The sequence below is a fragment of the Methylobacterium sp. WSM2598 genome, from assembly GCF_000379105.1.
Taxonomy (GTDB): domain Bacteria; phylum Pseudomonadota; class Alphaproteobacteria; order Rhizobiales; family Beijerinckiaceae; genus Methylobacterium.
This window is the reverse complement of record NZ_KB900609.1, coordinates 1,514,854-1,539,177: the sequence shown is the minus strand read 5'-3', so window position 1 is coordinate 1,539,177 and position 24,324 is coordinate 1,514,854. Positions and strand designations below refer to the sequence as shown.

The following is a 24,324-nucleotide window of genomic DNA, read 5'->3' as shown; positions in this document are numbered from 1 at the left end:
GGCGGATCGGCCGGGGCGGCGGGGCGACCGCTCAGGGGAGCAGCGCCGTCACCTCGATCTCGACCTTCATCTCCGGCCGCAGCAGGCCCGCCACCACGACCAGCGTCGCGGCGGGCCGCACCGCGCCCATCACCCGTCCGCACACCGCCAGCACCGCCTCGGCCTCGGCCCGGTCGGTGACGTAGTAGGTCGCCCGCACCACCCGTTCCAGGGAGGCGCCGGCCTGCTCCAGCACCGCCGCGATCGTGCGCCAGCAGGCCTCGGCCTGCGCGGCGGCGTCCTCCGGCATGGTCATGGCGGCGTAGTCGTAGCCCGTCGTCCCCGACACGAACACGAAGCCGCCCTCGACCACGGCGCGGGAATAGCCGTAGGCCTTCTCGAAGGGCGAGCCGCCGTCGATCCGGCCCCGCATCCTGTCCTCCCGATTCGGTCCACCCAGTCCAGGCAGGATCGCACGGAGCAATCCTGCTGAGCCACTTGCTTGCGCATCGGCGGCGACCTCCTCGGACATGCGCCCGCGCGCGGCGGAGCCGACCGCCGCGAGGGGGCAGCGCCGCCCCACGCGCGCGGCGCCCGCTTAATCCCGATGACGGCGCGCAACGAACTCGCTGCTTCAGTAATCCCGGGCCACGATCAAGATTTGATGCGCGCTCACGCAGCAACCCTTCGCACCCGTCTCGCGGGCGACGTTGACAAAGCCGGGAAGGCGTGAGCACATTGTTATTGGTATACAGTCGACCTTAGAAGCAACCATCCCAGTTCCGCGTCGCCGTCGGCCCGACGGCGCGCGGTGGGGCAAGGTTCCGCCGCACCGGGATCGACGGCCAACACAACGAAGAACTGAGGAACGACCCATGCGCCGCCCCCCCGACCTGCCGCCCGACTGAGTCCGGCGCGGGCCCCGCCCCGCCTCCACTCGCCGCGCCATCGCTCGCCGAGACGCGGTTCGCCGAGCCGTGATTCACCGAGACCTGGCTCACCGAGACCTGGCTCAGCGCGACACGCGCCCCGGCCGCCGGCCGGGGCTGCGCGGGCCGTCGCGCGGCCCGATTCGGGCCCGCGCCCGACACCTCACACGCCAATGACCGTCGCGCGCCGCCCGGAACCGGGGCGCCCGACACAGGAGGGAGGACTCCGCCCCATGACGTCCGTTGCCGCCACCCGGGCCCAGGCCCCCGCGATCGCGGGCCGCTGGCTCCAGCTGACCCTCGGGGTGATCTGCATGGTCGCCGCCGCCAACATCCAGTACGCCTGGACCCTGTTCGTCCCCGAGATCCAGAAGACCTTCGGCTGGGACCGCGCCGCCATCCAGGTCGCCTTCACCCTCTTCGTGGTCACCCAGACCTGGCTCACGCCGGTCGAGGGCCACTTCATCGACCGCTACGGGCCCAGCCGCGTCGTCATGGCCGGCGGCCTCTTCACCGGCCTGGCCTGGATCATCAACTCCTACGCCACGTCCCTCAGCGGCTACTACCTCGGCGCCGTGGTCGGCGGCATCGGCGTCGGCTGCGTCTACGCCACCTGCATCGCCAACGCCCTCAAGTGGTTCCCCGACCGGCGCGGCCTGGCCGTCGGCCTCACCGCGGGCGGCTACGGCGCCGGCTCGGCCCTCACCATCCTGCCCATCGCCAGCATGATCGCCGAGGGCGGCTTCCAGCAGGCCTTCTTCGTCTTCGGCCTGATCCAGGGCGCCCTGATCATCCTGGCCTCGGTCGGCCTGCGCGCGCCGGGCCGGAGCGAGGTCACCTACTCGGCGAGCGTGCTGCAGAGCCGGCGCGACTACACCCTGCCGGAGGCCCTGCGCACCCCGGTGTTCTGGGTGATGCTGCTGATGTTCACCTGCACGGTGACCGGCGGGCTGATGGCGGTGGCCCAGCTCGGGGTGATCGCGCAGGATCTCGGCGTCAAGAACTTCCAGGTCAACCTGTACTTCGTGACCATGGCGGCGCTGCCCTTCGCGCTGATGCTCGACCGGATCATGAACGGGATCTCGCGGCCGTTCTTCGGCTGGATCTCGGACCGGATCGGGCGCGAGAAGACGATGTTCATCGCGTTCTCGCTGGAGGGGCTCGGCATCGTGGCGCTGGGGTATTTCGGCTCGAACCCGTGGGCGTTCGTGATCCTGAGCGGGATCGTGTTCCTGGCCTGGGGGGAGGTCTACAGCCTGTTCAGCGCGACGGCGGCGGACACGTTCGGGTCGAAGCACATCGGGAAGATCTACGGGGTGCTGTACTGCGCCAAGGGTCTGGCGGCGCTGCTGGTGCCGGTGGGCAACCTGCTGATGCAGGCGACCGGGACCTGGGCCACGGTGCTGTACACGGTGGCGATCCTGGACCTGATCGCCGCGACGCTGGCGCTCGCGGTGCTGCGCCCGATGCTCAGGCGCCACCACGCCGCCAACGGGGTCGTGCTGCCCGAGGCCGCCCATTGAGGCCCGCGCCGCCCCGGACGTCCGGGGCGGCCTCCGAGGGGTCTATCGTGCGGGCCGCCCCGGGGCGGCCCCGTCCGTTCGGTCGGGCGCTCCCTGGCGGGAGGCTCGTCCCCGCCTCGACCACCACCGCCACGCAAGCCGAAAGCGCAACCACGTCCGTCGTCCCGCACAGAGGAGGTTCCGATGAGCATCGCCGCCGCGCTCGCCCTGCAGAGCATCCCCTTCGCCGGGCTGGTCATGGCGACGGGGTCCGGCCACCGCGACGTCTTTCCCCTCCTGTACGCCGCGGCACTCGGCCTCACCCTCTCCGCCATCGCCCTGATCGAGGGCCAGATCCCGATGTCGTTCGGGCCGCCCGAGACGCATCGCTGACCGGTCCGCGCCGAACGGAAACCCGCCCGGACGGGGTGCGTCCGGGCGGGCCCTCAGCGGAATTGCATCGGGCAAGTCTGGTTGGTCCCTTGGTGTCGCATCATGTCTCGCCGACGCGGTCCTTCGGTTCGCCGCCGAACCGGTGACCGCGTCGGCACCGGCCGGGACCGGCCGGCGGAATGATGCTGAGCGGCGCGGGGCGCCGGGTTACTCGGCCGCGACCTTGTGGGACGGCGAGCCGTCCGTGTAGGTCTCGGTCGCGAGCCGCTTGTGGGGGGCGGCGCGGCCCGGAAGCGGCGGCAGGGCCTTGGCCTTCTCGAGGTCGATGCCGGCCCCCTCGGCCACGCGCCGGCCGTAATCCTCGTCCGCGTGCCAGAAGTGCCAGACCATCCGCAGCTGGATCGGCTCGGGGCACTGCTTCATGTCGGCCACGAGGTTGGCGATCAGGTCCTCGCGCTCCCACGCCTCGAAGGAGCGGTAGCGCGCCCCGGCCTGGGCGTAGTCGTCCTCGGTCCGGCTCGCCTGGTAGCGGCCGAGATGGCCGGTCACCGGCTGGTGGTAGTCCCTGGCGGGCTTCGGCGCCTCGCGAACGCCCTCGGCCAGCGTGCTCGGCTCGTAGTTGATGTGCTTGTTCGGCCCGGTGCCGTCGACCGCGTAGGTCATCTGGCCGTCGCGCTGGTTCGAGAACACCTTCACGTCGGGATGCGGCGCGTTGATCGGCAGCTGCAGGTAGTTCGGGCCGACGCGGTAGCGCTGCGTGTCCGAGTAGGACAGGGTCCGGCCCTGCAGCATCTTGTCGTCCGAGAAGTCGATGCCGTCGACCAGCACGCCCGTCCCGAAGGCCGCCTGCTCGACCTCGGCGAAGAAGTTGTCCGGCACCCGGTCGAGCACCATCCGCCCGCACTTGAGCAGCGGGAACTGGTCCTCGGGCCAGCGCTTCGTGTCGTCGAGCGGATCGAACGAGAGCTGCTCGTTGGGCCCGTCCGGCATGATCTGCACGGCGAATTCCCATTCGGGGAAGTTGCCGGCCTCGATGTTGTCGTAGAGGTCGCGGGTGGCGTGACCGACGTCCTTCGCCTGGATCGCGGAAGCCTGGGCCGAGGTCAGGTTGCGCACGCCCTGCTTGGGGATCCAGTGGAACTTGCAGAGGACCGCCTCGCCCCGGTCGTTCACGAGCTTGTAGGTGTTGACGCCGGAGCCCTCCATCTCGCGGTAATTCGCGGGGATGCCCCAGGGCGACTTCAGCCAGGTCACCATGTGGATCGACTCGGGGTGCTGCGCCACGAAGTCGAAGAAGCGCCACGCCTCCTGGCGGTTCGTCACCGGATCGGGCTTGAAGGCGTGGATCATGTCCGGGAACTTCACGGCGTCCCGGATGAAGAAGACCTTGAGATTGTTGCCGACGAGGTCCCAGTTGCCGTCCAGGGTCTTGAACTTCACCGCGAAGCCGCGCGGATCGCGCTCGGTCTCGGGGCTCTCCTTGGCGCCGGCCACGGTCGAGAAGCGCACGAAGACCGGGGTCTTCACGCCGGTCTCGTTGAGGACGCGGGCGCGGGTGTACTTGGAGGCCGGCTCGTCGCCGATCTTGCCGTAGGCCTCGAAGTAGCCGTGGGCGCCGGCGCCCCGGGCATGCACGACCCGCTCGGGGATCCGCTCGCGGTCGAAATGCGTGATCTTCTCGATGAACTGGTAGTTCTCGAGGGTCGCGGGTCCCCGCTCGCCGACCGTGCGCAGGCTCTGGTTGTCGCGGACCGGGTGACCCTGGCGGGTCGTCAGGATCGGGCGTTGATCGCTCATGGAGCCTCCTCTCGCATCGAACAGCGCGGCGCGGGGTGCCCGGGGCACCACCACCGCGCGAGGACGTCAGACATAGGGTCGCCGGGCGCTCGCCCCAACCACGCTTGGACCCAACCACCCTTGGAACCGTTCTCGCTCGCCCTTATGACCCCCGCGTGACCTGCCGGCCAATGCATCGTTGCGAAGCTTGCGATAGACACAGCCTATGAATCTCGCCGGCCTGTCCCTCCGCGACCTCGAATACGTCGTCGCGGTCGCTGAGGAACACCATTTCGGCCGCGCGGCCGAGCGCTGCGCGGTGAGCCAGCCGACCCTGAGCGTGCAGGTGCGCAAGCTCGAACAGGCGCTCGGCGTCGTGATCTTCGAGCGCACCAACCGCCGCGTGCTGCTCACCCCCACCGGCCAAGCCGTGGTGCGCCAGGCCCGGGCGGTGCTGGCGGAGGCGCGCCGCCTGCTCCTGCTCGCCCGCGAGGGAGGCGGCGCGCCCCTGTCGGGCCGTCTCGTGCTGGCGGCGATCCAGACCCTCGGCCCCTACCTGTTCCCGCTGGTGCTGCGCCCGCTGCGGCAGGACTTCCCGCTCCTCGCCCTGGCGCTGAGCGAGGGGCGCACGGCCGGGATCCTGGAGGGCCTGCGCGAGGGGCGGCTCGACGCGGCCCTGATCTCCCTGCCGATTGCCGAGGCCGGGCTCACCGTGGCGCCGCTGTTCCGCGAGCCGTTCCTGCTCGCCTGCCCGGCCGACCACGCCTTCGCGGCAGGGGATCCGCCGAAGGCCGCCGACCTCGCCGGGCCGGACCTGCTCCTCCTCGACGAGGGCAATTGCCTGCGCGACCAGACCGTGGCGGCCTGCGGGGCCGGGCCCTCCGCCGGGCGCCACGCCACCAGCCTGGAGACCCTGCGCTCGATGGTGGCGGCCGGGGGCGGCTACACGCTGCTTCCCGCCCTCGCCGCGCCCAGCGGACCGGATCCGAGCGGCCTCACGGTCTGCCGCCGCTTCGGCGAGGAGGGTCCCTCGCGGGTGATCGCCCTCGCCTGGCGGGCGAGCGACCCGCGCGGCGAGGGTCTCGCGCGCCTCGCCGGGTTCTTCCGGGCCCATGCGCCCGCCGCAACCCTTCCTTGCGATCGGCCGGAGCGGCTCGCCCCGGCATGACAGGGCCACGATTCGCGGCTAGCGAGGCCCGTCACACGCCCTAACGCATTCGCCCGCGCGGCGCGCGGCCGCGCAACCGAAGCCTTCGATGAAGCCCGCCGATCTCGACCTCCGCCGCTCCACCGCCGTCGCGGCTCCGCAATGGGTCGGACTCGTCGCCGCCTCGGCGGCCCTCTCGGCGCTGCTGTCGGCGGCGGGCTTCCCGGCGGCCCTGCTCCTCGGGCCGATGCTCGCCGCGATCGGCTTCGGCGTCTCGGGCGCCGCCATCCGGGTGCCGAAGGCCGCCTTCCTGGCCGCGCAGGCGCTGATCGGCTGCCTCGTGGCCCACGCGGTCAACGCCTCGATCGTGCAGACCCTGATGGCGGACGGCCTCCTGATGCTCGCCGTCGTCGGCGTCACCGTGCTGGCGAGCGCGGCGGTGGGCTGGGTCCTCACCCGGATCCGGCTCCTGCCCGGCACCACGGCCGCCTGGGGCTCCTCGCCGGGCGCCGCCGCCGCCATGGTGGCGATGGCCGAGGAGTACGGGGCCGATCCGCGCCTCGTCGCCTTCATGCAGTACGTGCGCGTCGCCTGCGTGGCCCTCTCGGCCTCGATCGTGGCGCGGTTCCTCGTCGGCCACGCCGCGCCCGCCGCCCTGCCGGAACCGGTCGGGGCGCCGGAGCCCCTCGCCGTCCTGGTGACGCTCGCCGTGGCGGCGCTCGGCTCCTGGCTGGGGCGGCGCCTCAACATCCCCTCCGGCGCGATGATCGGCCCCCTGGTGATCGGGGCGACGCTCCACGCCGGCGGGCTCGCCAGCATGAGCCTGCCCGACTGGCTGCTCGCCCTCGCCTACGCGGCGGTGGGCTGGACGGTGGGCCTGCGCTTCACCCGCGCCACCGTGCGGGCGACGGTCTCGGCGCTGCCGGGCGTGCTCGCGGCGACGCTCGGGCTGATCGCGCTCTGCGGGCTCTGGGCCTTCGGCCTGACCTTCCTGCTCCCGATCGACCTGCTGACCGCCTTCCTGGCCACCAGCCCGGGCGGGCTCGATTCCGTCGCCATCATCGCGGTCGGCTCGAAGGCGGACGTCTCCTTCGTCCTCGCCGTGCAGACGCTGCGACTCCTCGTCGTGATCATCACGGGGCCGCTCGTGGCCAAGTGGATCTCGGCCAAGTGGAGCTCGCGCGCCGTCGCCTGATCCGCCACGGCCGCGCTCGCATCGCGGGCCGAAACCCGCTATGGGGCCGCCTCTGCGGAAGGCGCCAGCCCTCCCGCCATCCGGACCGCGCCCCGTGCACGACTACATCAGGAAGATCCTCACCGCCCGCGTCTACGACGTGGCGATCAAGAGCCCGCTCGATCCGATGCAGCGCCTCGCCGGGCGCCTCGGGGCGCCGGTCCTGCTCAAGCGCGAGGACCTGCAGCCGGTCTTCTCCTTCAAGCTGCGGGGCGCCTACAACAAGATGGCGGGCCTGCCGCGCGAGGTCCTCGACCGCGGGGTGATCTGCGCCTCGGCCGGCAACCACGCGCAGGGGGTGGCGCTCGCCGCCGCCAAGCTCGGCGTCGCGGCCACGATCGTGATGCCGCGCACGACCCCGGCCATCAAGGTCGAGGCGGTGCGGGCGCGCGGCGGCCACGCCGTGCTGCACGGCGACGCCTTCGACGAGGCCTACGCGCATGCCAAGACGCTGGAGGCGGACCGGGGCCTGACCTTCATCCACCCCTACGACGATCCCGAGGTGATCGCCGGCCAGGGCACGATCGGCCTGGAGATCCTGCAGCAGCATTCGGGGCCGATCGCGGCGATCTTCGTGCCGGTCGGCGGCGGCGGGCTCGCGGCCGGGATCGCCACGGTGGTCAAGTTCCTGCGCCCCGAGACCAAGGTCATCGGCGTCGAGCCGGAGGACGCGGCCAGCATGGCCGCCGCCCTCGCGGCGGGGGAGCGGGTGGTGCTCAACGCGGTCGGCCTGTTCGCGGACGGCGTCGCGGTGCGCCAGGCGGGGGCCGAGACCTTCCGGCTCTGCCGCGAGCATCTCGACGGGGTCGTGACCGTCGACACCGACGCGATCTGCGCGGCGGTCAAGGACGTGTTCGACGACACCCGCGCCATCTGCGAGCCCTCGGGGGCGCTCGCGGTGGCGGGCCTCAAGGCCTGGGCGGCGGAGCACGGGACCGGCGGCGGCGCGCTCGTCGCCGTCAACAGCGGCGCGAACCTGAACTTCGACCGCCTGCGCCACATCGCCGAGCGGGCCGAACTCGGCGAGCGCCGGGAGGTGCTGCTCGCCGTCACCATCCCGGAGCGGCGCGGCAGCTACCGGGCCTTCATCCAGGCGCTCGGCGCGCGGGCGATCACCGAGTTCAACTACCGCTACGCGGAGGGGGCGGACGCGCACATCTTCGTCGGCGTGCAGCTGCAGGGCCAGCCGGGCGAGAAGCGGGCGCTGATCGAGGGCCTCACGGCGCTCGGCTACCCGATCCTCGATCTCAGCGACAACGAGATGGCCAAGGTGCACGTCCGCTACATGGTGGGCGGCCGGGTGCCGGGCCTCGCCGACGAGCGCCTGTTCCGCTTCGAGTTCCCGGAGCGGCCGGGCGCCCTGCTCAGGTTCCTCGACAGCCTCGGCCATGCCTGGAACATCTCCCTGTTCCACTACCGCAACCACGGCGCCGATTACGGGCGGGTGCTGGCCGGGATCCAGGTGCCGGAGGCGGACAGGCCGCGCTTCCTCGAGGCGCTCGACGAGCTCGGCTACCCGTTCCACGACGAGAGCGACAACCCGGCCTACCGGCTCTTCCTCGACGGCAATGCCGCCGCCGAGGCGCCGGGGCCGGCCTGAGCGCCCGGAGCGCGACGCCGCCGCGGCGGCGTTCGCCGCGTTGGCGTTCGCCGCGGCGGCGTTGCGGGTTGACGCGGCGCCCGGCCCGGTTCACCTCTCCGGCCCGATGCCGCCGCTCCTCGCCATTCCCTTCCCGGCGATCAACCCGGTCGCCATCGCGATCGGGCCGATCGCGATCAAGTGGTACGCGCTCGCCTACATCGCGGGCCTGCTCGGCGGCTGGCTCTACGCCAAGAGGCTGGTCGCGGCCGCCGCGCTCTGGGGGCCGGTGCGCCGCCCCAGCGGCGCCGACATCGACGACCTGATCGTCTGGGTGGCGCTCGGCGTCGTGCTCGGCGGGCGGATCGGCTACGTGCTGTTCTACAATCTCGGCGCCTATCTGGCCCACCCGTCCGAGATCCTGGCGATCTGGCGCGGCGGGATGTCGTTCCACGGCGGCTTCCTGGGCGCGGTCCTCGCCATCGTCCTCTTCGCCCGGGCGCGGGCGCTGAGCGCCTACGCGATCCTCGACCTCGCCGCCGTGGTGGTGCCGATCGGCCTGTTCTTCGGCCGCATCGCCAATTTCGTGAACGGCGAGCTCTGGGGCCGGCCCGCGCCCGACTTCCCCTACGCGGTGGTGTTCCCGAGCGGCGGGCCGCTGCCGCGCCACCCGAGCCAGCTCTACGAGGCCGGGGCCGAGGGCCTCCTGCTCTTCGCGCTGATGGCGCTGGCGGTGCGGCGCGTCGGCTTCCGCCGCCCGGGCCTGCTCGGCGGCCTCTTCGTCATCGGCTACGCGCTCGCCCGGACGGCCTGCGAGTTCTTCCGCGAGCCCGACCCGCAGCTCGGCTTCCTGTTCGGGACCGAGGTCTCGGCCCTCGGGGGTGGCATCACCATGGGGATGCTGCTCTGCATCCCGATGCTGATCATCGGGATCGTCGTGGTGGTGCGGGCCCTGCGGGGCGCGACGGCCCCGCGCGCGCACCTCGCCGACGAGCCCGCCGAGGCGCGGTCCGCGTGAGCGGGACCCCGCTCCTCGCGGAATTGCGGGCGCTGATCGCCCAGAACGGCCCGATCCCGGTCGAGCGCTACATGGCGCTCTGCCTCGGCCACCCGCTCCACGGCTACTACACGACCCGGGACCCGCTCGGCGCGGCCGGCGACTTCACCACCGCCCCGGAGATCAGCCAGATCTTCGGCGAGCTCCTCGGCCTGTGGGCGGCGGAGGTCTGGCACGGGATGGGCCGGCCCTCGCCCTGCCGCGTGGTGGAACTCGGCCCCGGACGCGGCACGCTGATCGCCGACGCGCTGCGGGCGATCCGCGCGGCGCTGCCACCCTTCGCCGAGGCCCTCGATCTCCACCTCGTCGAGACGAGCCCGGTCCTGCGGGCCGCGCAGGCGGCGCGCCTCGCCGCGATCGGCCGGGAGGCCGCGTGGCACGCGCGGATCGAGGACGTGCCGGAGGGCCCCGCAATCGTCCTCGCCAACGAGTTCTTCGACGCGCTGCCGGTGCGCCAGTTCGCGCGCGGCGCCGGCGCGTGGCACGAGCGCCGGATCGGCCTCGACCCGGAGGGCGGGGGCCTCGTCGTGGGGCTCGACCCCGACCCGACGCCGGAGATCGCCGCCGCCGCGCCCGAGGGCGCGGTGCTGACCCTCCCCTCCGCGGCGCTCGCCGCCATGCGGGCGATCGCGGGCCGGCTCGCCCGCCAGGGGGGCGCGCTGCTCGCCATCGATTACGGCGAGGCGACGCTCGGCCTCACCGACACCCTGCAGGCGGTCTCCCGCCACCGCGCGGTCGGGATCCTCGACGCGCCCGGCGAGACCGACCTGACCGTGCCGGTCGATTTCGGCGCCCTCGCCCGCGCCGCCCGGGAGGCGGGCGCCGCGCTGCACGGCCCGGTGCCCCAGCGCGACTTCCTCCTCGCCCTCGGCCTCGCCCAGCGGGCCGAGCGCCTCGCCGCCCGCGCGACGCCCGATCAGGCGCGGGCCGTCGCCGAGGCCGCGGCGCGGCTGACCGATCCCGCGCCGACCGGGATGGGTCGGCTCTTCAAGGTTTTGGGCGTCTCTGATGCGGGGATGGCGGGCCTGCCCGCCCTGCCCCGCTCGACCCTGTCCCGTTGAGCAGGAGCGCGTGCTGCTCTCCTGCTTCGATCCTCGTTTCCGCATCATCCCTGCCACCGCACCGGTGCGCGTCGCGGCGGATGGTGCCCAGGCCCGAGAGGCGTCGCCATGCTCCTGGAAGCTCCCGCGCTGAGCGCGCTCCCCGGTCTCCGCCACGGCTTCTTCACGCGCGAGGGCGGGGTCTCGGGCGGGCTCTACGCCAGCCTGAACGGCGGGCTCGGCTCGGGCGACGACCCGGGCGCGGTCGCCGAGAACCGGCGCCGGATGACCGAGCGCCTCGGCGTCGCGCCGGACGCCCTGGTCAGCCTCTATCAGATCCACTCGGCCGAATGCGTCACCGTGGAGGCCCCCTTCCCCGACCGCCCGCGGGCGGACGGCATGGCGACCCGGGTCCCGGGCCTCGCGCTGGGCATCCTCACGGCGGATTGCGGGCCGATCCTGTTCGCCGATCCCGAGAACCGCGTCGTCGGCGCCGCCCATGCGGGCTGGAAGGGCGCCTTCACGGGGATCATCGAGGCGACGCTCGCCGCCATGGAGCGCCTCGGCGCCGAGCGCGGCCGCATCGTCGCGGTGCTCGGCCCCACGATCGGCCGCGAGAATTACGAGGTCGGCCCGGAATTCCACGCCCGCTTCGCGCAGGCCGGGCCCGCCCACGCGGATTTCTTCGCCCCGAGCCCGGGCCGCGCCGGCCACCACCTCTTCGACCTGCCCGCCTACATCGCCGCGCGCCTGCGCGCCGCCGGGATCGGCACCGTGGCCGATCTCGGCCTCTGCACCTACGCGGATCCGGACCGGTTCTTCAGCTACCGGCGCACCACGCACCGGGCCGAGCCCGATTACGGCCGCCTCGTCTCGGCCATTGCGCTGGTGCCATAGCGGGCATTCCGCCGGCGGGAAGCATTCGGGTCTAGGCGCAGCGAAAAATTTTTGTGGGCGCGTGAACCTTGGCCATACGGGCGCGTTGTCGGGGTAAGGAGCCAAGGGAGTCCGGGCGGCGAAACGCCGACAAGGCCGCGGTGAACCTCACCAGCGTTGTCGCCAGGACACAGCTTTCACAAGGCTGCCGGGATATGTCGAGGCACTGCTTCGGGAGAACGTTCGGCTGCGGCCGCAACGGCGCCGGGGCATCGTAGAGAGGACCAGAACCATGAAGTCGCTTCTCAAGAGCGCCACCGCCCTCGCGGGTGTTGTTATTGCCGGCTCGGCCATGGCGGCTGACCTGCCGCGTCGCGCGGCGCCGCCGCCGGTCTTCACGCCGGTGCCGGTCTTCACCTGGACGGGCTTCTACGCCGGTTTCAACGCTGGCTACGGGTTCGGCACCAGCGACAACAACAACTCGACCCTGATCGGCGTGAACGCCGCGACCGGCCTCGTGCCCCCCGGCACGACCGCGGTCCTCGGCTTCCGCAACCGCGACAACAACGACGGCTTCGTCGGCGGCGGTCAGGTCGGCTACAACTACCAGTTCACGCCGGGCGCNGGCGTCGTGATCGGCATCGAGGCGGACGCCCAGTACGCCGATTTCGGCCGTGAGCGGAACCGCTTCAGCCTCGTCACCAACAACCCGGCGGTGACCGGGCTGGCCGCCCAGCAGGTCTTCAACCCGAACGGCCTATCGGGTCTGGACTACTTCGGCACGGTGCGCGGCCGGCTCGGCTACGCCTTCGACCGCACCCTCGTCTACGCCACCGGCGGCTTCGCCTACGGCGGCGGCGGCGGCACCAGCTTCGGCCTGCCCAACCGCGACGACTTCCAGACCGGCTGGACGGTCGGCGGCGGCGTCGAGTACGCCCTGCCCACCGACTCGTTCCTGAACTTCTTCAAGTCGAACGCGGTGACCCTGAAGGTCGAAGGTCTCTACGTGAACCTCGACCGCGGCAACGGCCTCAACGGCGCCTTCGCGGTCAACAACGCCGGCACCCTGATCACCGTGACCAGCCCCGGCGTGGTGCTGGTCCCGGGCAGCGGCCTGGTGCGTCGCGACACCGAGTTCGCGGTGGTGCGCGCCGGCCTGAACTACAAGTTCGGCACCTACTGAGCCTCGGCTCGGTCACCGGCCGGACTTGCCCCGGCCGGACTTGCCCCAGCCGGACTTGCCCCAGCCGGACTTGCCCCGGCCGAACCTGCCCCGATCGAACCCGAAGCCCGGCCCACAGGCCGGGCTTCTTCCTTGTCGGTCGCCCCGGGCCGTGCGCGCGGTCAGTGCAGCGAGGCGGGATCGCCGGCAAAGCCGTTCGGCACGCCGCGGACGTCCGCCTCGCCCGGCGCCGACACGCCCGGCCCCTCCTGACCCGAACTCGCCTCCGCGAGGATCCGCCGCGCCCGGGCGATCCGCGCCTGCGACTCCGCGAGGCGGGCCTCCAGCCGGCGCACCCGCTCGCGCTCCGCGGCGAGCAGCGCCTCCGCGGCCCCGCAGCGCGCCCGCGCCTCCGCCGCCTCGCGCCGGGCCGCCGCCTCCCGGTCGGCCGCCTCGCGCAGAACCCTCTCCACCCGCTCCACCAGGGGCCGCACCTGCCCGGCGATGCGCCGCGCCCGCGCCTCGGCCGCCTCCGCGCGCGCCGTCGCGTGGCGCACCGTCTCGGTCGCCCGCCGCAGCAGGGTCAGGATCGTCTCGGGATCGGGCAAGGACGGCATGGCGGCACTCGGGACCGGCGGGGGATCGCCCTACGACGCCCGGCCGCGGCGGCGCGGTCAAGACGGCGGCGGGCGCCGCGCCCGGAACGATCGCGGCAGGCCTGGGTTTTCGGGGTGCGTGATACCGATCGGGAGTACCATGATGGCCGGGAAAGACCTCAGGACGCTGTTCCTGCACCAGCTCAAGGACACCTACTTCGCCGAGAACGCCATCCTGAAGGCGCTCCCGAAGATGGCCGAGGCGGCCCAGACCGACGCCCTGCGCGGGGCCTTCGGGGTCCATCTCCAGGAGACGCGCGAGCAGGTGAAGCGCCTCGACCAGGTCTTCCGCAGCCTCGGCGAGAAGCCCGAGGGCGTGACCTGCAAGGCCATCCAGGGCATCATCGCCGAGGGCGAGGAGGTGATGCAGGAATTCGGCGGCAGCGGCGCCCTCGATGCCGGCCTGATCGCCGCCGCCCAGGCCGTGGAGCATTACGAGATCACCCGCTACGGCACCCTGATCGCCTGGGCGCGCCAGCTCGGCCTCGCCGAGGCCGAGAGCCTGCTCAAGGAGACCCTGGTCGAGGAGGAGAACACCGACGAGGTGCTCTCGGAACTCGCCGAGGAGGCCGTGAACCCGGCCGCGGCGTGACGTGCGGGGGCCCGGCCCCCGCATCCCGGCCGGAGGGAGCCTCCCTCCGGCCTCCCTGGAGGGAAGGACGATGCCGGAGGTCGCGGGCGTCCTCGAGACCGTGCTCTACGTCGACGACCTGGAGCGGGCCGCCGCCTTCTGGGGCGGGCCGATGGGCCTGCCCTGCATCCACAGCGACCACCGCATGCGGGCCTTCGACGTGGCCGGGCGGGGCGTGCTGCTGCTCTTCCCCCGCGGGGGCTCCCTCCACCCGATCGAGACGCCCGGCGGCACCATCCCGCCCCATGACGGGCAGGGACCGCTTCACCTCGCCCTCGCGATCCCGGCCGAGGCCCTGGGCGCCTGGGAGGCCCACCTCGCCGAGGCCGGCATCGCGGTCGAGGGGCGGACGCACTGGCCGCGGGGCGGCACCAGCCTCTACTTCCGCGACCCGGACGGCCACCTCGTCGAGTTGGCGACGCCGGGCCTCTGGAAGGGCTACTGAGCGGGCGCCCGCCAGACCTGCCCGTCATAGGCGAAGCGCTCCGGCCTGGAGGCGAGCGCCGCCAGCCCGGTGAAGGCCGGATCCGCGATCGTGATCACGCAGGTCGGAATCCGCTCCATCATCGCCACGAAGGGCGGCTTGTGCACGAAGGCCTGCCGGAAAGCGCCCCGCCGCAGCACCGGCAGGAGGCGCGGCGCGATGCCCCCGCCGATATAGACGCCCCCGGTCGCCAGGAAGGTGAGCGCGAGGTCGCCGCACAGCCGCCCGAGCAGCTTGGCGAACAGCGCGAGGGTCTCGGCGGCGGCCGGATCCTCGCCGGACAGCCCGCGCGCGGTCACGGCCTCGGGGGCGAGCGCCCGCCCGCCGCTCACGGCGGCGTAGAGGCGGCACAGGCCGGGGCCGGAGAGCAGCGCCTCGACGGTGATGCGCCCCTCGATCCGCTCCAGGGCCGGCCAGAGGGCCGCCTCGGCGGCGTCGCTCGGGCCGAAATCGGTGTGGCCCGCCTCCGTCGACACGATCGCCAGCTGTTCGCCGAAGGGCACGAGCGCGGCGGCGCCGAAGCCGGTCCCGGGCCCGAGCACGAGGCGGCTGCCGCGCCCCGGCGCCAGGGCCGGCCCGACCGCGGAGAGCGCGGCCCCGTCGCCGCCGAGCGGGTCGAGCGCGGCGGCCCCGGCCGCGACCGGCACGTAGTCGTTGACGAGGACGCAGGCGCCGAGGCCGAAATCGCGGCCGATCCGCTCGCCCTCGATCACCCAGGCGGCGTTGGTGAGCGGCACCGCCGGGCCGTCGACCCGCCCCGCGATGGCGAGGATCGCCGAGCGCGGCGCCGCCCCGCCCTTGGCGAGGGCGTGCCGGATCGCCGCGCTCGGGTCCGGGAAGGCCCCGGTCTGCACGTGATCGAGCGGCAGGGGCGCGGCTCCCGGCCGCGGCACCAGCGCGAAGCGCGCGTTGGTGCCGCCGATATCGCCGATGAGGACGGGGAAGTCGAACATGGAGGGCCGCTTTCCGCCGGGTGAGGAGGGGAAACGGCCCCGTTATAGCGCCGCCCGCCCGGGAATCGACCGGGTCAGCGCCCCTCCATCCGCCCGATCTCGCGCATCGCCCGCTTCAGGGCGAGCAGCCGCCGGTCGCGGTCGCGAAACAGCTCGGCCGGGTCGCGCCCGCCCCAGTCGAAGAAGCCGTGCCCCGCCATCACGCCCGTGCGCCCCTCCGCCGCCAGCGCGTCGAGGGCCGGCGAGGCGGTGCGGGCCGGGGGCGGGCTGTAGCTCGCATTGGCCAGCGCGTGGCGCAGGAGCTCGATCCCGGTGAAGTCGGCCTTGGCGAGGTGGCCGAGGACCGGGATGCGCAGGGCCAGCCCGTGGATGATCGCGTCGTCGATGTCCCGCGGCGAGGCGAGCCCCTCGTCGAGGAGGTGGTAGACCTCCGCCGAGATCGCCGACTGGATGCGGTTGGCGACGTAGCCCGGCACGAAGCGCTTGAGGACGATCGGGACCTGGCCGAGGCCGAGGACGAGCTCGCGCATCGTCTCGACCACGGCCGGATCGGTCCGCGGCCCCGGCACCACGTCGACGAGGTCGACGATGTAGGGCGGCGTGTACCAATGCGCGACGAGGGCCCGCGCCTGCCGGGCCTCCGGGATCAGCGGGAAGACGTCGAGGTAGCTCGTGTTGCTGGCCAGGATCGTGCCGGGGGCGCAGAGCCGGTCGAGTTCGGCGAAGAGCGCCCGCTTGGCCTCCGGGTTCTCGGTGATCGCCTCGATGACGAGGTCCGCCCCTGCCACCGTCCCGGCGAGGTCCGGCGACAGGCGCACGGCCGCCTCCAGCCGCTCGGGCGTCCACTCCGCCGCGACGGCCTGCGCCTCCCGCAAGGTGGCGAGGGCCGAGCCCATCAGGCCCGGCACCCGCTCCAGGGCCTCGGCCCGGCTGTCGGTCAGGCGCACCCCGTGCCCGCCGAGGGCCAGGACCAGCGCGATGCCGTGCCCCATCAGGCCGGCCCCGATCACCGCGATCTCGCTCATGCGTTCCTCCCCGGCGAGGTCCCCGCCGCGCTCCCGGCCCCCGGGCACCGGCGCGGCGTCGGGGCGGTGGCGCGGTCCGCCCGTTCACCTCGCCCGCCCTGCCTCGCCCGCCCACCTGGCCCGAGCCGCCCGCCTCGCGCAAGGGGCCGCCTGGCGCAAGGGGCCGCCTGGCGCAAGGACCCGCCTGGCGCAAGCGGGAATGCGGGCGCGAGCGCATCCTTGCGTGCGCGTTGACAGGTCCGGGGACCGATGCGACGGCTTGGCGATGAGCCGCACCGCCGACCCTGAGCGCAGCCTCGGCCCGACCCGCGCTGAGGAGATCCGCCGCCGGCTCGCGGACGAGATCGTCCGGGGCCTGCGCGCGCCCGGCACGCCGCTCGACGAGGCGGAGCTGGCGGCCCTGTTCGGCGTCTCGCGCACCCCGGTGCGCGAGGCCCTGCGGCAGCTCGAAGTGGAGGGCTTCGCCACCTCCCGCCCGCGCCGCGGGGCCCTGGTGAGCACGATCGCCCCGGCGGCGCTCGCCGAGATGTTCTTCGTGATGGCGGAGCTGGAAGCCCTCTGCTGCCGCCTCGCCGCCCAGGCCATGACCGCCGAGGAAGGCGCGGAGCTGGAGCGGGCGCGCCGCCTCTGCGAGGCGGCGGTCGCCGCCGACGCGATCGAGGAGTACCGCGAGGCCAACGACCGCTTCCACGACCTGATCTATCGGGCGAGCCACAACGGCTTCCTGATGGAGCAGACCCGGGCGGTGCGCCGCCGCGTGGCGCCCTTCCGGCGGGCGCAGTTCCAGTCCTCCGGCCGGCTGGCGAAGTCCCTCGCCGAGCACGAGCGCATCGCCGCCTCCCTGCGCGCCCGCGACGGCGAGACGGCGGCGCGCGAGGTGCGCGCCCACATCTTCACGGTGGAATACGCCTACTACCACCAGAAGGCCCAGGGGCCGGCCTCCTGAGCCTCATTCGCCGACGCGGTCGCCGGTTCGGCGGCGAGAATGATCGGCAACGAGACCCGAACGGGATCGCCCCGCGCCCCTCTGATACGCAACCCGACGGAGCGCTTCGCAATGCGGATGAGGGCGGCGCCGGCGACCCGCGGGGCGCGCTCCGTCCGCTCAGCCCGGACGCGCGCAGGACTCGCACAAGGCGGCGTGCAGCGCGTCGATCAGCGCGATCCGCGCGCCCCGGCGGTGCAGGATGCCGATCGACCGGACGAAGGCGCGATCCGCGATGGGGATCTTGCGGATCGGGCGATCGTCGCTCGACCGGAAGCCGTAATCCGGGAGCAGCGCGATGCCGAGCCCGAGCGAGACCAGGATGGTGATGGTGTCCGGCGCGTCCAGCTCGAACAGCTCGTTCGGCACGATCCGGCGGCTGTTCAGGTAGTCGGTGACGATGGCGCCGGTCGGCGAGCGGCGATCCATGCGGATCAGCGGCGCCGCCGAGAGATACGCGTCCGTCGTGTCACGGCGCAGGCCGACCGGGCTGACCAGCGTCAGCGGCTCCCGCCGCACCGGCAGCCATCCCCAGCCCTTCGCGAGCGCGAAGCGCGGCTGGACGGTGAGGGCGCAATCGATCTCGCCCGCCTCCAGCATGCGCGCGAGCTGCGAGGAGGTGCCCGGTGCGATGTGGAGGGCGATCTCGGGGCTGCGCTCCGCCATGAGCTTCAGGGCCGGCGGCAGGATCGAGATCAGCGCGGTCGACACGGCCCCGACCCGCAGGCCGCCGCGCAGCCGGCCGAGCTGCGCGACCTGGGCCAGGTCCGCCACCCGCGCCAGGATGTCCCGCCCCGCGGCGACCACCGCGCGCCCCTCGTCCGTGAGGGTGACGGCCCGGCCCTGGCGCCCCACCAGCCGGACGCCGAGCTCCCGCTCCAGCGCCTGAACCTGCTCGGCCACCGTGGCGCTCGCCAGGCCGAGGGCGCGCGCCGCGCCGGCCAGCGACCCCGCCTCGGCGATGGCGCAGAGCGTGGCGAGGAAGCGGGTGTTCACGCGCCGGATTTTCCTGTTCCCGAACACGGGAGAACACGGGTATTTCCGCCGGCGCAAGTCCGTATCGTCCCGGGCAGGCCGCCAGGAGAGGAAGCATGTCGCTCACGCCGTCCGCGCAGGGTGTCTACCCGATCGCCCCGACCCCGTTTCACCCGGACGGCAGCATCGACGTCGCCTCGATCGACGGGCTGACCGACTTCTACGTGGGATGCGGCGCGACGGGCCTGACCGTGCTCGGCGTGATGGGCGAGGCGCCCAAGCTCGACCACGCCGAGGGGCTCGCGGTCGCCACCCGCTTCATCCGGCGCGCCCGCGGCCTGCCGGTGATCGTCGGCGTCTCGGCGCCGGGCTTCGCCGCGATGGCCTCGCTCGCCCGCGGCGCCATGGAGGCCGGGGCGGCGGGCGTGATGATCGCCCCCCCCAACACGCTGCGCACCGACGACCAGATCGCGGCCTATTATCGCCAAGCCGTCGAGGCGATCGGGCCCGACGTGCCCTTCGTGATCCAGGATTACCCCCTCACCTTCTCGGTGGTGATGACGCCCGGGATCATCCGCCGGATCGTCACCGAGAACCCGTCCTGCGTCATGCTCAAGCACGAGGATTGGCCCGGGCTCGAGAAGATCTCGGCGCTGCGGGCCTTCGAGGCGGAGGGCGCGATGCGGCCCATCTCGATCCTGTGCGGCAATGGCGGCCTGTTCCTCGACTTCGAGTGCGAGCGCGGCGCCGACGGCGCCATGACCGGCTACGCCTTCCCCGACATGCTGGTCGACGTGGTGCGGCTGTCGAAGGCGGGCGAGCGCGACCGCGCCCACGACCTGTTCGACGCGCACCTGCCGCTCCTGCGCTACGAGCAGCAGCCCGGGATCGGCCTCGCCGTGCGCAAGTACGTGATGGCGCGGCGCGGGCTGATCGCCTCGGACGCGCAGCGCAAGCCCGCGGGCGGGCTCGGCCCGGCCGCGCGGGCCGAGGTCGAGTACCTGCTGGGCCGGCTCGCCCGGCACGATCCCCGCGCGCGGGTGCGGCCGCTCTGATACGGGATCCGCTTGGATCAACCGGATCCCGTGCGACGCGCCGCGGACGACCGGCCGGCCCCGCCGCGGGCGCGGCCGTGCCTCAGAGCGTCGTCGGCCGCGCGCTGCGCTCCGCCTCCGCGGTGCCGGGGACCCGGCCCTTCCCGGCGACGTGCCGGATGAACGCCGCCGCCCAGGCGTCGAAGCAGGCCATCGCGTCGGGCTCGCGAGCCATGTCGTCGGCCTGGTCGTCCGCGTAGGCCCTGCCCCGGCCCACCGTCGCGTGGCGCCAGAGCGCGTCCGGCACCTCGATCCCGCTGTAGCGGCACTGCCAGACGAGGCCCTGATAGGCCAGCCGCTCCTCGCCCTGGTAGGGCTGGGTCGCCGGATCGAACCACGCCTTGTGCCGCAGGATCCGGGGGCGGCCGTCGGCGTCGAGCTCGTCGCCGCCCTCGTTGCCGTAGCAGAAGAAGGCGGTGCTGCGCCCCTCCAGGTGGTTGCGGCTGAGCTCGCGCCAGAGCGGCGAGCGCTCCAGCGCCTGCGCCTTCGCGGTGCTCTTCTTGTCGATCAGGTCCGGGCGCGGGTTGCCGCCGCTCGCGCAGACGAGGCGGTCGAACAGCGCCTTGAGGTTCGTGGTGGGGCCGTACCACCAGACCGGCCCGATGATCGCCCAGGCGTCGGCCCGGGCGAGGCGCGCGTAGAGGTTCTCGTTCCAGAGCAGGTCCGGCTGGTGGTCGCTGCCCGGGGCGTAGCAGTTGCAGGGCCAGACGCAGAGCGCCATCGCGGAGCCGACGCAGCCGTTGCAGCCCTGGATCTTGGGCTTGCCGTGCTCGTTGCCGAGATCGACGTGGTCCGCCTGCCAGTCGGGCGGCAGCTGACCGAGCAGGCGGTGCATCAGGAAGCGCGCCTTGCCGTCGAGACCCGGGCAGCCGTCGAGCCGGCGGGCCGAGCCGGCGATCACCAGCACGCGCAGCGGCCGCTCCTCCAGGGAAAGCGCGCCGGCCGCGGCCCTCAGCTCATCCATCGCGCCCTCCCCCCGGATGCGGGACCGCCACGCGCCGGCCCGGCAGGCGAAAAATCCCGGCCGCACCCGTTGTTCCCGGGGAGCTGTGCCGTGCGGCGCCCGGTCGCCGCGGCGGAACCGCCGTCCCGAGCGCCCATTCCCCCCACCGTCCCCGCAGGCCGGGGCGGGCGCCGCGTCGGCCGATCACGCGGCGCCGGACGGCGAGGAACCGGGAGATCCCCTCATGCGACGACTTGCTCTTCCCCAGCTGCTCGCGATCGGCGTCGCGACGTCGGCCGCGGCGCAGCCGCCCCTGTCCGGCCGGGAGCCGGCCCTCCTCTTCCACGGCAATTACTGCGGCCCGGGCAACAATGCCCCGCTCCCGCCGGTCGACGCGCTCGACCTCGCCTGCGCCCGCCACGATGCCTGCACGCCGGACGGAGGCCTGCCGTCCCGGGCCTGCAACGCGCGCCTCGCCCGGGAGGCCGAGGCGGTCGCCCGCGACGCGAGCCAGCCGCAGGACCTGCGGGCGCTCGCCGGGATGGTCGCGACCGGTGCCGCGCTCCTGCCCACCGCGCCGGGCGCGGCGCCGCGCCCGGCGCTGTCGATGCGGGCCGCGCCACTCGCCGGTCCGGTCACCCTGATCGCGCCCCGGCCGGCCGCGGACCCGGACGCCCTGGAGCCAGATTCCCCGGACCTGGAGCCCGCGGACGAGGCCGAGTAGGCCCGGTCAGGCGCCGCGGGCATCCTCCAGGATCATCGCGGCCCCCTTCTCGGCCATCATGATGGTGGGCGAGTTGGTGTTGCCGGAGGTGATGCGCGGCATCGCCGAGGCGTCGATGACGCGCAAGCCCCGCACCCCCCGTACCCGCATCCGCGCGTCGAGCACCGCGCCGGGCTCGTGGTCCGGCCCCATCCGGGCGGTGCCGACCGGATGGAAGATCGTGGTGCCGAGGTCCCCGGCGGCGCGCAGCAGCCCCTCGTCGCTCGTCACCTCGGGGCCCGGCCGGTACTCCTCGGGCCGGTAGCGGGCGAGGGGCGGCTGCGCGACGATGTGGCGGGTGAGCTTGAGCGCGTCGACCGCGACGCGCCGATCCTCGTCCGTCGAGAGGTAGTTCGGCCGGATCGCGGGCGGCGCGGCCGGGTCGGGGCTCGCCGCGTGGACGCTGCCGCGGCTCGACGGGCGCAGGTTGCACACGCTCGCCGTAAAGGCCCCGAACGGGTGCAGCCCCTCGCCCCACTTGTCGAGGGAGAGCGGCTGGAAGTGGAATTCGAGGTTGGCGGTGGCGTAGTCCGGCGAGGACTTGGCGAAGACCCCGACCTGGCTCGGCGCCATGGTGAGCGGCCCGGTCCGGAACAGGGCGTACTCGATCCCCATCCAGGCCCGCTTGAACAGGTTCGCGTAGGTCAGGTTGAGGGTCGGCACGCCGGACACCTTGTAGACCGGGCGGATCTGCAGGTGGTCCTGCAGATTCTCGCCGACCCCGGGGGCGTGGTGGACGAGGCCGATGCCGAGATCCCGCAGCCGCGCGCCGTCGCCGATGCCCGAGAGTTCGAGGAGCTTGGGCGAGGCCACGGCGCCGGCCGAGAGCACCACCTCGCCGCGCGCCCGGGCGAGGGCGCGCCGTCCGTCCGGCCGCGCGAAGACCACGCCCGCCGCGCGGCCCTCCTCGATCAGCACCCGCTCGACGTGGATCCCGGTCTCCAGCCGCAGGTTCGGCCGGCCGAGGGCGGGCTTGAGGAAGCCCCGCGCGGCGCTCCAGCGCCGGCCCCGGCGCTGGTTGACCTGGAAGTAGGACGAGCCCTCGTTGTCGCCGGTGTTGAAGTCCGGGATCTTGCGGATGCCGGCCGCCTCGGCGGCGTCCCGGATCGCGTCGAGCACCGCCCAGCGGATGCGGGGCGGCTCGACGCGCCACTCGCCGCCCGAGCGGTGGAAGGCGTTGGGCGGCGCGATGTGGTCCTCGTGCTTGAGGAAGAAGGGCAGGACGTCGTCCCAGCCCCAGCCGCTGAGGCCGAGCTGGCGCCAGCCGTCGTAATCGGCCGCCTGGCCGCGCATGTAGATCATGGCGTTGATGGCCGAGGAGCCGCCGATGACCTTGCCGCGCGGATAGGCGAGCTGGCGCCCGTTGAGCCCCGCCTCCGCCTCGGTGGTGAAGAGCCAGTCCGCCCGCTTGTTGCCGATGGCGAACAGGTAGCCGGCCGGGATGTGGAACCAGATCCAGTTGTCGCGCCCGCCCGCCTCCAGGACCAGGACCGAGCGGCGCGGATCCGCCGACAGGCGGTTGGCGAGCACGCAGCCCGCCGAGCCCGCCCCCACCACGATGTGGTCGTAGGTCCCGAAATCAACCGGAGCCTCGCCCTCGCTCGCTGTCATGTCTCCTCCCGGGCTTCGCGTCGTTTCCGCGCTGTGTAGCGCAAAGCGGGCGCGGGGCAGTAGCGGCTCCCGGCGGGGCCGGGCCGCTCCCGCCGCCTCGCAGGCCGGTCCGGCCGGCGTCTCCCGGGAGACTCCGCTCCGGGAGGCCGTCACGGAAGCGAAGCAAGCGCGAATGTGGTGTCATACCAAATCCGCTTGATCTCTTCGGGATGGCGGATTTGGGCTTCGCTCAGGCGCCGCGCGGGCTGGTGATCCGCTTGATCCCTTCGGGATGGCGGATTCGGGCTTCGCTCAGGCGCCGCGCGGGCTCGTGATACGGGACCCGCCTTGATGAAGCGGATCCCGGATCAGCTGCCCGGCTCGATCGAGCAGGTATCCGCTGCGCCCACCTTGAAGAATTGACCAATGAGAGGGCTCGTGGGGAGTTTTCGATCTTTGTTTCGACCGTGACCCTTAAATCCTCCGTAGACCACCCTATAATGTCTGAAAGATCGCACAACCGCGATCGGGGATCTCATCAGGAGAGAAAAAGCAAACTCCGCGGCCGTCAAGAACTTCCTGTCTCGTAGGGCGAGAGACAGCAGCCAGGAAAGAACATTAACGTTTGCTTCCCTCAGGAGCGCCGCGGAACCAGCATCACGTCTGAGGTGGTCCCGGGCGACAAGGAGGAACGATTTGTACATCCTCCTGTGATTGCTTGACATGTTGTCGGAGGCTTGCCTGTATCCGGTCAGAAACTCGGGAACCAGCGCGAAGTTGTACTTTCTGGAGATCGCCAGGTAAAGGGCCCAATCCTCGCATCCTTGGGCACCTCGGTCTCGCAAGCTCGCGTCGTAGCCCCCCACCTCACGAACGGCGGCGGTCCGCATCAGGGTGGCGCTTCCGTTGCCGATGAAATTCATCGTGCACAGCGCCTCGTAGGCCCTTCCCTCGTGAGCTGGTTTCCAGTCGGCGACGATGATGATGCCCCGCTCGTCGATCTGGGCCGACCACGTATAGGCGAGCGCCGCATCGGCGCCGGCCGCCTCGATCGCGACCAGCTGCTTCGCGATGCGGTCCGGCGAACAGAGATCGTCCGCGTCGACGGGAGCGACGAAGGCGCCCCGGGCCTGCGCGATCCCCTCGTTCCGCGCCCGCGCAACCCCTCCGTTCGCCTGCCTGATCAACCGTATCCGTGCGTCGAGCGCCGCGTGACGCGCCACGATCGCGGTCGTGCGATCCGTCGAGCCGTCATCAACGACCAGGATCTCCAAATCGCGATGGCTCTGAGACCTGACACTCACCAATGTAGCTTCGATCGTCTTCTCGGCGTTGTACGCTGGAATAACGACAGTGACCAAAGTGTGGCAGTTACACGAACTTGAATTCACGCTCATGCCACATCCATACAGCACGGAATCGTCTTATAGTGCACGATCTATGCGATATACCGACAATCCGAACGGACGCACTCGCCCCCGAGACGAAACATTCACCTCTCGTATACAGTGCGTGGTCGGATGAAGCAAATCGGCCGGCGATTCCGAGGTT

The 24,324-nt window shown here is 72.8% G+C and carries 23 protein-coding genes; 14 read left to right on the top strand and 9 right to left on the bottom strand.

From position 1 onward, the window contains the following. Positions 1 to 31: 31 nt before the first annotated feature. Positions 32 to 412, bottom strand: coding sequence for a RidA family protein (locus MET2598_RS0107245; RefSeq protein ID WP_012333087.1), 381 nt, complete (start codon positions 410 to 412; stop codon positions 32 to 34). A gap of 729 nt (positions 413 to 1,141) precedes the next feature. Here MET2598_RS0107245 and oxlT point away from each other — a divergent pair. Then, positions 1,142 to 2,431: an oxalate/formate MFS antiporter gene (gene oxlT, locus MET2598_RS0107240; protein WP_012333088.1), complete on the top strand. Its 1,290-nt coding sequence runs from the start codon at positions 1,142 to 1,144 to the stop codon at positions 2,429 to 2,431. Between the two features lie 183 nt (positions 2,432 to 2,614). Next, positions 2,615 to 2,803 carry a hypothetical protein gene (locus MET2598_RS0107235; protein WP_012333089.1) on the top strand — a complete coding sequence of 63 codons (189 nt, stop codon included), beginning with the start codon at positions 2,615 to 2,617 and terminating at the stop codon, positions 2,801 to 2,803. 207 nt (positions 2,804 to 3,010) lie between these two features. Here the strand turns inward: MET2598_RS0107235 and MET2598_RS0107230 are convergent, their stop codons facing one another. Next, a complete protein-coding gene (locus MET2598_RS0107230) occupies positions 3,011 to 4,600 on the bottom strand; it encodes a catalase (protein WP_018260378.1) in 1,590 nt (529 codons plus the stop codon). Positions 4,601 to 4,805: 205 nt separating this feature from the next. Between MET2598_RS0107230 and MET2598_RS0107225 the strand changes: the two genes are divergently transcribed. The 7 genes from MET2598_RS0107225 to MET2598_RS0107195 all read left to right on the top strand — a co-directional run bounded on the left by MET2598_RS0107225 (position 4,806) and on the right by MET2598_RS0107195 (position 12,695). After that, the gene (locus MET2598_RS0107225) at positions 4,806 to 5,747 is read left to right on the top strand and encodes a LysR substrate-binding domain-containing protein (RefSeq protein ID WP_012333091.1); all 942 of its coding nucleotides are present in this window, start codon (positions 4,806 to 4,808) and stop codon (positions 5,745 to 5,747) included. An 88-nt stretch (positions 5,748 to 5,835) separates the two neighbouring features. Beyond that, positions 5,836 to 6,921: an AbrB family transcriptional regulator gene (locus tag MET2598_RS0107220; RefSeq protein WP_012333092.1), complete on the top strand. Its 1,086-nt coding sequence runs from the start codon at positions 5,836 to 5,838 to the stop codon at positions 6,919 to 6,921. Between the two features lie 94 nt (positions 6,922 to 7,015). Continuing rightward, positions 7,016 to 8,560 carry a threonine ammonia-lyase, biosynthetic gene (ilvA, locus tag MET2598_RS0107215; protein ID WP_012333093.1) on the top strand — a complete coding sequence of 515 codons (1,545 nt, stop codon included), beginning with the start codon at positions 7,016 to 7,018 and terminating at the stop codon, positions 8,558 to 8,560. Positions 8,561 to 8,666: 106 nt separating this feature from the next. Next, complete coding sequence (gene lgt, locus MET2598_RS0107210; protein ID WP_026190572.1) at positions 8,667 to 9,557, top strand: prolipoprotein diacylglyceryl transferase; 891 nt, start codon at positions 8,667 to 8,669, stop codon at positions 9,555 to 9,557. Then, entirely contained in the window at positions 9,554 to 10,657 is a 1,104-nt protein-coding gene (locus MET2598_RS0107205) for a class I SAM-dependent methyltransferase (RefSeq protein WP_012333095.1), read from the top strand. Before lgt ends, MET2598_RS0107205 begins: the two co-directional genes overlap by 4 nt. A 108-nt stretch (positions 10,658 to 10,765) precedes the next feature. After that, complete coding sequence (gene pgeF / locus MET2598_RS0107200) at positions 10,766 to 11,533, top strand: peptidoglycan editing factor PgeF (RefSeq protein ID WP_012333096.1); 768 nt, start codon at positions 10,766 to 10,768, stop codon at positions 11,531 to 11,533. A gap of 271 nt (positions 11,534 to 11,804) precedes the next feature. Further along, positions 11,805 to 12,695, top strand: a complete 891-nt coding sequence (locus tag MET2598_RS0107195; protein ID WP_012333097.1) for an outer membrane protein — start codon at positions 11,805 to 11,807, stop codon at positions 12,693 to 12,695. A 161-nt stretch (positions 12,696 to 12,856) separates the two neighbouring features. On the opposite strand, the gene MET2598_RS0107190 is transcribed toward MET2598_RS0107195, so the two are convergent. Beyond that, positions 12,857 to 13,291 carry a hypothetical protein gene (locus tag MET2598_RS0107190; protein ID WP_012333098.1) on the bottom strand — a complete coding sequence of 145 codons (435 nt, stop codon included), beginning with the start codon at positions 13,289 to 13,291 and terminating at the stop codon, positions 12,857 to 12,859. Between the two features lie 139 nt (positions 13,292 to 13,430). Here MET2598_RS0107190 and MET2598_RS0107185 point away from each other — a divergent pair, with 139 nt between their 5' ends. Next, the gene (locus tag MET2598_RS0107185; protein WP_012333099.1) at positions 13,431 to 13,922 is read left to right on the top strand and encodes a YciE/YciF ferroxidase family protein; all 492 of its coding nucleotides are present in this window, start codon (positions 13,431 to 13,433) and stop codon (positions 13,920 to 13,922) included. A 70-nt stretch (positions 13,923 to 13,992) separates the two neighbouring features. Further along, positions 13,993 to 14,406, top strand: a complete 414-nt coding sequence (locus MET2598_RS0107180; RefSeq protein ID WP_012333100.1) for a VOC family protein — start codon at positions 13,993 to 13,995, stop codon at positions 14,404 to 14,406. On the opposite strand, the gene MET2598_RS0107175 is transcribed toward MET2598_RS0107180, so the two are convergent. Together MET2598_RS0107175 and MET2598_RS0107170 are read right to left on the bottom strand one after the other, a co-directional pair. Further along, on the bottom strand, positions 14,400 to 15,398 hold the full coding sequence (locus MET2598_RS0107175; protein WP_018260376.1) for a glucokinase: 999 nt from the start codon (positions 15,396 to 15,398) through the stop codon (positions 14,400 to 14,402). The genes MET2598_RS0107180 and MET2598_RS0107175 overlap by 7 nt on opposite strands. Before the next feature lie 74 nt (positions 15,399 to 15,472). Beyond that, a complete protein-coding gene (locus MET2598_RS0107170; RefSeq protein WP_012333102.1) occupies positions 15,473 to 16,423 on the bottom strand; it encodes a 3-hydroxyacyl-CoA dehydrogenase family protein in 951 nt (316 codons plus the stop codon). 265 nt (positions 16,424 to 16,688) lie between these two features. Here MET2598_RS0107170 and MET2598_RS0107165 point away from each other — a divergent pair, with 265 nt between their 5' ends. After that, positions 16,689 to 17,369: a GntR family transcriptional regulator gene (locus tag MET2598_RS0107165; RefSeq protein ID WP_012333103.1), complete on the top strand. Its 681-nt coding sequence runs from the start codon at positions 16,689 to 16,691 to the stop codon at positions 17,367 to 17,369. A gap of 159 nt (positions 17,370 to 17,528) precedes the next feature. Here the strand turns inward: MET2598_RS0107165 and MET2598_RS0107160 are convergent, their stop codons facing one another. Further along, on the bottom strand, positions 17,529 to 18,404 hold the full coding sequence (locus MET2598_RS0107160; RefSeq protein WP_018260374.1) for a LysR substrate-binding domain-containing protein: 876 nt from the start codon (positions 18,402 to 18,404) through the stop codon (positions 17,529 to 17,531). A gap of 95 nt (positions 18,405 to 18,499) precedes the next feature. Between MET2598_RS0107160 and MET2598_RS0107155 the strand changes: the two genes are divergently transcribed. Further along, positions 18,500 to 19,438: a dihydrodipicolinate synthase family protein gene (locus MET2598_RS0107155; protein WP_018260373.1), complete on the top strand. Its 939-nt coding sequence runs from the start codon at positions 18,500 to 18,502 to the stop codon at positions 19,436 to 19,438. A gap of 82 nt (positions 19,439 to 19,520) precedes the next feature. Here the strand turns inward: MET2598_RS0107155 and MET2598_RS0107150 are convergent, their stop codons facing one another. After that, on the bottom strand, positions 19,521 to 20,441 hold the full coding sequence (locus MET2598_RS0107150; protein WP_018260372.1) for an NAD(P)H-dependent oxidoreductase: 921 nt from the start codon (positions 20,439 to 20,441) through the stop codon (positions 19,521 to 19,523). 223 nt (positions 20,442 to 20,664) lie between these two features. On the opposite strand from MET2598_RS0107150, the gene MET2598_RS0107145 reads away from it, so the two are divergent. Next, positions 20,665 to 21,144: a hypothetical protein gene (locus MET2598_RS0107145; RefSeq protein ID WP_018260371.1), complete on the top strand. Its 480-nt coding sequence runs from the start codon at positions 20,665 to 20,667 to the stop codon at positions 21,142 to 21,144. Between the two features lie 6 nt (positions 21,145 to 21,150). On the opposite strand, the gene MET2598_RS0107140 is transcribed toward MET2598_RS0107145, so the two are convergent. Then, a complete protein-coding gene (locus tag MET2598_RS0107140; protein ID WP_018260370.1) occupies positions 21,151 to 22,794 on the bottom strand; it encodes a GMC family oxidoreductase in 1,644 nt (547 codons plus the stop codon). Positions 22,795 to 23,141: 347 nt separating this feature from the next. Continuing rightward, positions 23,142 to 24,170 carry a glycosyltransferase family 2 protein gene (locus MET2598_RS0107135; RefSeq protein ID WP_026190571.1) on the bottom strand — a complete coding sequence of 343 codons (1,029 nt, stop codon included), beginning with the start codon at positions 24,168 to 24,170 and terminating at the stop codon, positions 23,142 to 23,144. Positions 24,171 to 24,324 lie beyond the last annotated feature (154 nt).

What these genes read in the sequence shown, in the direction of transcription:
- MET2598_RS0107245 (WP_012333087.1), bottom strand. Translation starts at nt 412, where the DNA reads ATGCGGGGCCGGATCGACGGCGGCTCGCCCTTCGAGAAGGCCTACGGC.
- oxlT (WP_012333088.1), top strand. Translation starts at nt 1,142, where the DNA reads ATGACGTCCGTTGCCGCCACCCGGGCCCAGGCCCCCGCGATCGCGGGC.
- MET2598_RS0107235 (WP_012333089.1), top strand. Translation starts at nt 2,615, where the DNA reads ATGAGCATCGCCGCCGCGCTCGCCCTGCAGAGCATCCCCTTCGCCGGG.
- MET2598_RS0107230 (WP_018260378.1), bottom strand. Translation starts at nt 4,600, where the DNA reads ATGAGCGATCAACGCCCGATCCTGACGACCCGCCAGGGTCACCCGGTC.
- MET2598_RS0107225 (WP_012333091.1), top strand. Translation starts at nt 4,806, where the DNA reads ATGAATCTCGCCGGCCTGTCCCTCCGCGACCTCGAATACGTCGTCGCG.
- MET2598_RS0107220 (WP_012333092.1), top strand. Translation starts at nt 5,836, where the DNA reads ATGAAGCCCGCCGATCTCGACCTCCGCCGCTCCACCGCCGTCGCGGCT.
- lgt (WP_026190572.1), top strand. Translation starts at nt 8,667, where the DNA reads ATGCCGCCGCTCCTCGCCATTCCCTTCCCGGCGATCAACCCGGTCGCC.
- pgeF (WP_012333096.1), top strand. Translation starts at nt 10,766, where the DNA reads ATGCTCCTGGAAGCTCCCGCGCTGAGCGCGCTCCCCGGTCTCCGCCAC.
- MET2598_RS0107190 (WP_012333098.1), bottom strand. Translation starts at nt 13,291, where the DNA reads ATGCCGTCCTTGCCCGATCCCGAGACGATCCTGACCCTGCTGCGGCGG.
- MET2598_RS0107185 (WP_012333099.1), top strand. Translation starts at nt 13,431, where the DNA reads ATGATGGCCGGGAAAGACCTCAGGACGCTGTTCCTGCACCAGCTCAAG.
- MET2598_RS0107180 (WP_012333100.1), top strand. Translation starts at nt 13,993, where the DNA reads ATGCCGGAGGTCGCGGGCGTCCTCGAGACCGTGCTCTACGTCGACGAC.
- MET2598_RS0107175 (WP_018260376.1), bottom strand. Translation starts at nt 15,398, where the DNA reads ATGTTCGACTTCCCCGTCCTCATCGGCGATATCGGCGGCACCAACGCG.
- MET2598_RS0107170 (WP_012333102.1), bottom strand. Translation starts at nt 16,423, where the DNA reads ATGAGCGAGATCGCGGTGATCGGGGCCGGCCTGATGGGGCACGGCATC.
- MET2598_RS0107165 (WP_012333103.1), top strand. Translation starts at nt 16,689, where the DNA reads ATGAGCCGCACCGCCGACCCTGAGCGCAGCCTCGGCCCGACCCGCGCT.
- MET2598_RS0107155 (WP_018260373.1), top strand. Translation starts at nt 18,500, where the DNA reads ATGTCGCTCACGCCGTCCGCGCAGGGTGTCTACCCGATCGCCCCGACC.
- MET2598_RS0107150 (WP_018260372.1), bottom strand. Translation starts at nt 20,441, where the DNA reads ATGGATGAGCTGAGGGCCGCGGCCGGCGCGCTTTCCCTGGAGGAGCGG.
- MET2598_RS0107145 (WP_018260371.1), top strand. Translation starts at nt 20,665, where the DNA reads ATGCGACGACTTGCTCTTCCCCAGCTGCTCGCGATCGGCGTCGCGACG.
- MET2598_RS0107140 (WP_018260370.1), bottom strand. Translation starts at nt 22,794, where the DNA reads ATGACAGCGAGCGAGGGCGAGGCTCCGGTTGATTTCGGGACCTACGAC.
- MET2598_RS0107135 (WP_026190571.1), bottom strand. Translation starts at nt 24,170, where the DNA reads ATGAGCGTGAATTCAAGTTCGTGTAACTGCCACACTTTGGTCACTGTC.